The sequence below is a fragment of the Caballeronia sp. LZ024 genome, assembly GCF_031451455.1.
GTDB classification, from domain to species: domain Bacteria; phylum Pseudomonadota; class Gammaproteobacteria; order Burkholderiales; family Burkholderiaceae; genus Caballeronia; species Caballeronia telluris.
The window spans coordinates 23,650-30,327 of the sequence record NZ_JARUXL010000010.1 but is presented as its reverse complement, the minus strand read 5'-3'; the positions used below and the strand labels follow the sequence as shown (position 1 = coordinate 30,327).

The window sequence follows — 6,678 nt, the reverse complement described above, 5'->3', positions numbered from 1 at the left end:
CGCAGACGCACCGCTTCTTCCACCGCGATCTCATCGAAGGGATTCATCGACATCTTCACGTTCGCGATATCGACGCCGCTTCCGTCCGACTTCACGCGACCTTGACGTTGTAGTCGACCACCCGCTTAACAGCCACCAGCACCTTCATACCGTCTTCGTTGATCGTTGATTAGCGACACCCACCGCTTGCGGCGAGCGAATGATCTGCGCCGCGCGTTCCGCAAGCATCAGTACTGTCGCATTCGTATTGGTCGATGTGATCGTAGGCATCACCGATGCATCCACGATCCGCAGCCCCGTCATCCCGCGCACGCGCACGCGCAGCTCGGAATCGACGACGCTCATTGGATCCTCGCCCATGCGGCAAGTGCCGACTGCGTGATACACCGTTGAGCCGTTCTTGCGCACGTATTGCAGCAGCGCTTCGTCGCTCTCGACCGCGCGACCCGGCACCGTCTCGTCGACGATGAAACGAGCGATTTCGGGCTGCGCGAAAATCTTCCGGCCGATCCTGAGCCCTTCCACCATTGTGTTGCGATCGAGCTCATTGGTGAGATACGAAGGCGCGATCATGGGCGATGCCGCCACGTCCTTGCTGCGAATATGCACGTGTCCGCGGCTCTCGGGCCGCATCTGCCACACGCCGCACGAGATACCTGGCTCGTTTTCCAACACGCCGATGCGTCCCGCCGCGAAGCTACCCGGCGCGATCACAAACTGCACATCGGGGCGGTTGGCATGGAGGGTCCGCGCAAAGCCGCCGACGATCGCCGCGCTATAGGTCAGCACTCCCGTGCCAGAGACGACGTAGCGCATCATTTCGCGCGCAAGCGCGAGACCATGCGAGCGTTCGTTGGCGGTCCCTGCACCGCGCACGCGAAAGCCCAGCCGCACGACATAATGATCCTGGAGGTTCGCGCCGACACCCGGGAGCGCGACCCGCGTCTGAATGCCCGCGTTATCGAGCACGTCCCTGTCACCGATGCCGCTGATCTCCAGCAGCTTGGGTGTGCCGATCACGCCGGCGCTCGAAGTCACTTCCCGTTGCGCCCGGATGGTCAAAGTTCGCCTCCCGCCGTCGTCGCATGAACGCCGGTCACGTGCGTACCGTTCATCTCCAGCTTCGAGACCTGCAAGCCGGTCAGCACGATCAGGTTCGACCGCGCCATCGCGGGCCGTAGATAGCCGCGCGCGGCGCTCGACCGCCGCCGTCCGTCGCGCGTCTGCTGGTAGTACCAGGTCACTGTCGGATGGTCGAGCAGGCGTACGAAGCCCGCCGGCACGTGAATATAAGGATGACGGTCACGCTCGCCCGCCTCGATCAGGATGACCTTGACGCCCGGGTCTTCCGAAAGCCGGTTCGCCAGCACGCAGCCGGCCGTCCCGGCGCCGACAATCACTGCACTTTCGCACACGGCATGTCGGCGGCGTTCAAATGCGCGACCCAGTAGTCGGCGGTGTGCATGAGGAACTCCTGCTCCAGGATCGTATCGAGCGCATTGCGGTTTGCCGTGCGCGCGGTACTGCCGATAAAGCGCTGGTCGCTCAGCAGGTCTTCGCGCTCGATTGCGCGGCACAGGTTTTGCCAGAACTTCTCGGTGAAGCACGCCGCGAAGAAGTAGCGGCCGTCCGAGCCCTGATAGTTGCCATACGGCACCATCGTAGGATGGCGGCTTCCCAGGCGCTCGGGCGCCCTGCCGCTTCTGAGTGTCTCGCCATCGCGCGGGATCGTGCTGAAGAGCGCGGCCGACAAGAGCGAGGTATCGATCAGCTGCCCGACGCCATGCCGCTCGCGATGGAGCAGCGCCGCCGAAATCCCGAATGCGAGCAGCGCGGCCGCCTCCCACCACGACCACATCGGCCTTTGCCTGATCGACATCGAAGCCGAGTCGCTCCAACGTTTGAACCAGATTCACCTTCAATCGTTCGACGAGCGCCTTCACGGTCTTGTCGAAGATGGATTCGTGCACATAGAAGCGCGTCGGCGACGCGCCCACCTGGCCCGCGTTGCGGAACTTACCGAGCGAGGCGAGATGCGCGAACGCGGCGATATCGGCGTCGCGATGCACGATCACGGGCGCATGGCCGCCGAGCTCCATCGTCACGTTCTTGAGCGTCTGCGCCGACATCTCGACGATCTGCCGCCCGATCGGCACCGAGCCCGTGAAGCTGATCTTGGCGACACGCGCATCGGCCATGATCGTCGGCGTGATCGCGTCCGGCTTTCCGATTACCAAATTCACGGCGCCTTCGGGGAAACCGGCGTCCGTGAAGCAGCGCACGAGCGCCATCGTCGCGCCCGCCGCTTCGTTCGACGGCTTCAACGCTAACTGGTTGCGGCGCCACTGCCAAACTCTGCCAGCCCGTTACGCCGATCGTGCCAACGGCACACCGCATACATCGATCATCCAACTACAAAAGCAACAGTCACCGCACGCTCAACCTTGACCGAACGCCCCGCGCTCTTCAGCAACCCCGACTTCCGATCGATCGCCAGCACATTCACCGTACCGCTTTCCTGATTCGCGACCACCAGCCACCGCCCCGTCGTATCGATGCCGAAGCTCCACGGCTTCGAGCCATCCGACGCGACACGCTGAATCTCCGACAACGTCCCGCTCGCAGCGACACGATAGACGACGATCTGGTTCTCGCCGCGATTGGCCACATATACGAAATGCCCATCGCCGCTCACCGCGATTTCTGCGCCGCTCTTCACGCCCGCAAATCCCGCTGCTGAGATCGGCAATGATTGCGCAAGCGTCAAACGCCCCTGCTGCGCATCCCATCGAAACACCATAACTTCGGCGGACAACTCCGTGACGAGATACGCGAAGCGCCCATCCGCGCCGAACACAATATGACGCGGTCCGCTGCCGAACGGTGCAACAAAATCGCGCGACGGGTTCGCGTCGTCTTTCGAAGCGTGCGCGTCGCGCGACTGAAGCGATAGACGAACACGCGGTCAGCGCCGAGATCGGGCACGAGCACATAGCGACCGGATGGATCGACGACCGCGTCGTGCGCGTGCGCGCTCATCTGCCGCTTGTTCGGGCCAGCGCCGCGGCCGCTGATCGTCGATGCTAGCGCTTGCGGCTCGCCCTCCCGAACCGCGACGCTCGACACTGAACCGCTGGTGTAGTTCGCCGCGAGAATCGTGTCCGACAATGCATCGAAGGTGAGATGCGTGGTGCCGATGTCGTGGATCGCAACCACGGCAAGCCGCCGAAGATCGCCCGTCTCGCGGTTCACGCCGAAAGCGGTCACGCTGCCCGGTGTGTTGCTTTGATCATCGACCGCATAGAGCACCGGCAGGCGCGGATGCGCCATCAGCCACGTAGGCCGGATGTCCCCGCCGGACGTTGCAACGACCGCAAGCTCGCCGCTCGATGTATCGAGCCGCAAGGTTTCGATGCGATGATCCTGCGTGCCCACATAGACCCATTCGGGCGGCGCGTCCTGCGAGGGCATCGCGGCGCTGGCATACAGGGCCGCCGCGAGCAGCGGCACGAAAACCGGCAAGGTGCTTCGAAAGAACTGAAACATGATCGAATGGCGGATGACGTTATGACGAGCCTATTCGATCCGGCGCCGCGCGTCCCTGCAAAATTAGGCGATTCGCCGGGACTTTTTTCATCATCACGCGAGAATGCCGCGCTATTGCGACGATGCCTTCCGTTGCGGCTGTTGCTGTCGCGCCGCCGCGCGAAACTGACTCGGCGCCTGACCCACTTCGCGACGGAAAAAACGCGTGAAATACGCGGCATCCGCGAAGCCAAGCCCGAAGGCGATCTGTTCCACCGACATGTCTCCGAAGATGAGATTGCGCTTGGCCTCTGTGATGATGCGCGCATGAATCATCTTGGTCGGGCTCTGCTCCGCGGCCGACGCGCACGCCGCGCGCAACTGCACCAGCGAGATCGACATCATCGAGGCATAGTCCTGCAATGGCAAGTTCTCGCGGAAATGCTCGTCGATCAGCTTGCGAAAGCGCTCGACCACGCGGATATCGTGACGCGAGCCGGATTCGTTGCCGGTCTCGTCGATGCTCGCTTCGCGCAACAGCCTGAGCAGAAGCATGGTCAGCAACGCTTCGGTTCCCGTGACATGGCCCACGGCATCCGATTCGACTTCCTGCGCGAGACTTCGAATAAGGTTATAGACGTCGATGCCGGCCGCGGCGGAATCGGTCACCGCAATCACGCGTGGCGACGCCCACAGTGCGATGAATTCGTGCAACCGCGCATTGACCTGCGCGAGATAGGACACTTCGATGGTCACGACCCAGCGGTCGGCGTCGTACTCGTAGTCCAGGCCATGAACGCATTCGGTCGGCAGCAGCAGCGCGCACGGCCCTTCGAAAGGCACGCTGCGGCCTTCGAGATTCATCACGCCGCGCCCGTTGCGTACAAAAATGAGTTGACCATATTCCGGATGCGCGTGCGGCTCGGTGCGCCAGCGCCCGCGCTCAGTGACATGGCCGACATGCACGAACCATTGCTTTTCCTCGGGTTCATCGACATAAAGCCGAACCTTCGGAACCGTCGTGAACTGGGATCGGGACGGATTTTTTCCCGAGGCACCGCGTGTCATTGCGTCTCCTTGACGGCTGGTCCTGACGACCGCCGTCTGCTTTCCAATCATGCGCAGCAGCTTATGACGCTGCTTTTTGCGATGTCCCGAGGTCACGCGGGACGTAACGAGTAGGTGATCATAAACCCGCTGAAGGGTCGCGAAAACGACAGTGATCTTTCCATATATTCCCGCGTGACGCGCCTGCTATTTACCCCGACGCATCGATCTAAAAACGCGCCGCGCCGATAGTTATCGATCCGCCCGCATATAACTTCAGGATCGATGTGCCCGTCGCGTTGGCGGCCTGCTCATAGCCGGCGGCGAGTCGAAACGGCCCCTTCACGTAGCGCACGGCTGCGTTATAGAACTGAATGCCGTTGACGGGTTTGGTCGTCGAGTCGCGCATCGCGACCATGAACTGCGCGGTCACGCCGTAGAGCGTCGGCGTGAAGTAAGAGATCGCATTGTTCTCGCGAATCGTGAGGCTGTTGAAGCTGTTCATCGGCGAGCCGATGCTCATCACGGCCACCGGATCCAGTTCCGGGTTCATGAAGATGTATTGGGGCGTGTTCTGCAAGCCGATGCGCGCTTCCCCGAATGCGCCCGAAACGCCGACCCACGCCTGCCGGTTGAAAGCCGCCGTAGCGTTGGCGGCGGCGCCCGTCACGCCCGAAAATCCCTGTTCGAGCTGGAAATTGATTGCCAGCCCGCCGCCAATGTCCTCACTGCCCTTCAGTCCATAACGGCTCGCGAACAATCCGCCCGACACGGCGCGCACGGCCGAGCCTCCCGTCGTGTTCCGATATTCGATGCCGTTATCGACGATCCCGTAAAGCGTGACCGCCGATTGCGCATGCGCCAGATTGAGCATGCAGGCGAACGCCACGCCCGTCAGCGTGGATAGTTTCTTCTTCACCTTGTCTCCTGACTTCTTTATTTTTATCAGCGCGAAGCCGCTCGACGGATTGCGCGCTCATGTCATCGAACCCGTGTTGTTCGAGCACTCGGCCTAGAAGTGAATCTCGGCCATCACCATGGGCGCGGAGGTGACGGTGCCAGGCGCCGCGCTCGATGGCGTACCGTACATGTGATGCCAGTACTCGTACCCGACGCCGGCATAGATCGTGGGCGGATGTCCCGCGAATGAACCGAGATCGGCGAGCAGGGAAAGACGCGTAAGAAATTCCGTTTGCGTTTCGACGCCGAAGCCGTCCTTGCCCTTCGGACCCGTCACGCTCGCGAATCCACGCAAAATGAGCGGCAGCGGACCCGCTCTGAACGGGAAGAGCCACGAGCTCTCGATGTGCCACACCGTATGAAAACGCACGTCCTGACCGGTGATGCCCGTTGTGATTGCTCTCGGTGCGCAGCCCTGCTGTGATATTCCAGAAGCCGTGCGGCACGGTGAATTCGATCGTCGGTCCGAGCACCAGCATGCGCGCTCGCTCGCCGTAGGCATCGTTCTTGGTGCCGAACTCATAGCCCGCGGTCAGACCATAGTCACGAATGAAACCGAAGCCCACCGAGCGACCGAGTATCTTGCCCGTGCTCAATTCGACGCGGCCCACGCTATAGACTTCCTGCGCGCCGCCCGACAAAGGACCGCCCGCCTCTGGATTGGCCTAATTCGACACGAGGTAGTCGACATTGAAGGCGTAACTGCCGTAGCGAAAGCCGCCTGTCGTCGTGAGGGAGCCGATGTTCTGCGCCACCTTTTTCGCAATGCCCGGGTAGTGAAAGTCGCTGCCGTATCGATAGCCGATGTAAGTATCGTTCCACGCAACGGGCGGCTCGCCCAACTGTTCGCCCGACTTCAGGCTCGGCGCGGACAACGGCGCGGTCGGATTCACCTGCGTCTGTTTTGCCTGAGGCGGCTCGGAGCCGTTCGGCGCTGTATAAACTTCGGCATTGGCATAATCGCTCATGCAACACAGCAACGCCGCGCCAAGGAGCGGCCTCTTGAGGGCTGTCGAAAGTTTCTTCATGTCTCCATCCATTTTTTTGCTCCACCCCGTTCGATTCGCGTAACGTCCGGGGCATCGAAGTGAATCCGGCGTGTTCTTGTTTGCTACGGGTCTGGCTGCGTCCTTTTGCTGGTTCTTT

At 61.8% G+C, this 6,678-nt stretch carries 9 protein-coding genes and 3 pseudogenes; all 12 read right to left on the bottom strand.

The features are described from left to right. Positions 1 to 148 (bottom strand): annotated as a pseudogene (locus QCE48_RS30865) (electron transfer flavoprotein subunit beta/FixA family protein); the annotation flags it as partial. Then, complete coding sequence (locus QCE48_RS30860; RefSeq protein WP_309794428.1) at positions 145 to 816, bottom strand: GMC oxidoreductase; 672 nt, start codon at positions 814 to 816, stop codon at positions 145 to 147. The gene QCE48_RS30860 and the pseudogene QCE48_RS30865, both read right to left, overlap by 4 nt. Positions 817 to 954: 138 nt before the next feature. Then, positions 955 to 1,020, bottom strand: a pseudogene (locus QCE48_RS32025) (hypothetical protein); the annotation flags it as partial. Between the two features lie 38 nt (positions 1,021 to 1,058). Further along, positions 1,059 to 1,400: a GMC family oxidoreductase N-terminal domain-containing protein gene (locus tag QCE48_RS30855; RefSeq protein WP_404982626.1), complete on the bottom strand. Its 342-nt coding sequence runs from the start codon at positions 1,398 to 1,400 to the stop codon at positions 1,059 to 1,061. Next, positions 1,397 to 1,858: a CoA transferase gene (locus tag QCE48_RS30850; protein WP_309794426.1), complete on the bottom strand. Its 462-nt coding sequence runs from the start codon at positions 1,856 to 1,858 to the stop codon at positions 1,397 to 1,399. Before QCE48_RS30850 ends, QCE48_RS30855 begins: the two co-directional genes overlap by 4 nt. Positions 1,859 to 1,976: 118 nt before the next feature. Beyond that, a pseudogene (locus QCE48_RS30845) lies at positions 1,977 to 2,291 on the bottom strand (aldehyde dehydrogenase family protein); the annotation flags it as partial. Positions 2,292 to 2,404: 113 nt separating this feature from the next. Next, a complete protein-coding gene (locus QCE48_RS30840) occupies positions 2,405 to 2,857 on the bottom strand; it encodes a beta-propeller fold lactonase family protein (RefSeq protein ID WP_309784580.1) in 453 nt (150 codons plus the stop codon). Continuing rightward, on the bottom strand, positions 2,764 to 3,546 hold the full coding sequence (locus QCE48_RS30835; RefSeq protein WP_309784579.1) for a beta-propeller fold lactonase family protein: 783 nt from the start codon (positions 3,544 to 3,546) through the stop codon (positions 2,764 to 2,766). The genes QCE48_RS30840 and QCE48_RS30835 overlap by 94 nt, the downstream gene beginning before the upstream one ends. 111 nt (positions 3,547 to 3,657) lie before the next feature. Continuing rightward, positions 3,658 to 4,593 (bottom strand): helix-turn-helix domain-containing protein, encoded by a 936-nt coding sequence (locus tag QCE48_RS30830; RefSeq protein ID WP_309784578.1) that lies wholly within the window; start codon positions 4,591 to 4,593, stop codon positions 3,658 to 3,660. Between the two features lie 208 nt (positions 4,594 to 4,801). Then, positions 4,802 to 5,491, bottom strand: a complete 690-nt coding sequence (locus QCE48_RS30825) for a porin (protein WP_309784577.1) — start codon at positions 5,489 to 5,491, stop codon at positions 4,802 to 4,804. 93 nt (positions 5,492 to 5,584) lie between these two features. After that, positions 5,585 to 5,902 (bottom strand): hypothetical protein, encoded by a 318-nt coding sequence (locus tag QCE48_RS30820; RefSeq protein WP_309784576.1) that lies wholly within the window; start codon positions 5,900 to 5,902, stop codon positions 5,585 to 5,587. 295 nt (positions 5,903 to 6,197) lie between these two features. Further along, entirely contained in the window at positions 6,198 to 6,560 is a 363-nt protein-coding gene (locus QCE48_RS30815; protein WP_309784575.1) for a hypothetical protein, read from the bottom strand. Between the last annotated feature and the right edge of the window lie 118 nt (positions 6,561 to 6,678).

What these genes read in the sequence shown, in the direction of transcription:
- QCE48_RS30860 (WP_309794428.1), bottom strand. Translation starts at nt 816, where the DNA reads ATGCGCTACGTCGTCTCTGGCACGGGAGTGCTGACCTATAGCGCGGCG.
- QCE48_RS30850 (WP_309794426.1), bottom strand. Translation starts at nt 1,858, where the DNA reads ATGTGGTCGTGGTGGGAGGCGGCCGCGCTGCTCGCATTCGGGATTTCG.
- QCE48_RS30835 (WP_309784579.1), bottom strand. Translation starts at nt 3,546, where the DNA reads ATGTTTCAGTTCTTTCGAAGCACCTTGCCGGTTTTCGTGCCGCTGCTC.
- QCE48_RS30830 (WP_309784578.1), bottom strand. Translation starts at nt 4,593, where the DNA reads ATGACACGCGGTGCCTCGGGAAAAAATCCGTCCCGATCCCAGTTCACG.
- QCE48_RS30815 (WP_309784575.1), bottom strand. Translation starts at nt 6,560, where the DNA reads ATGAAGAAACTTTCGACAGCCCTCAAGAGGCCGCTCCTTGGCGCGGCG.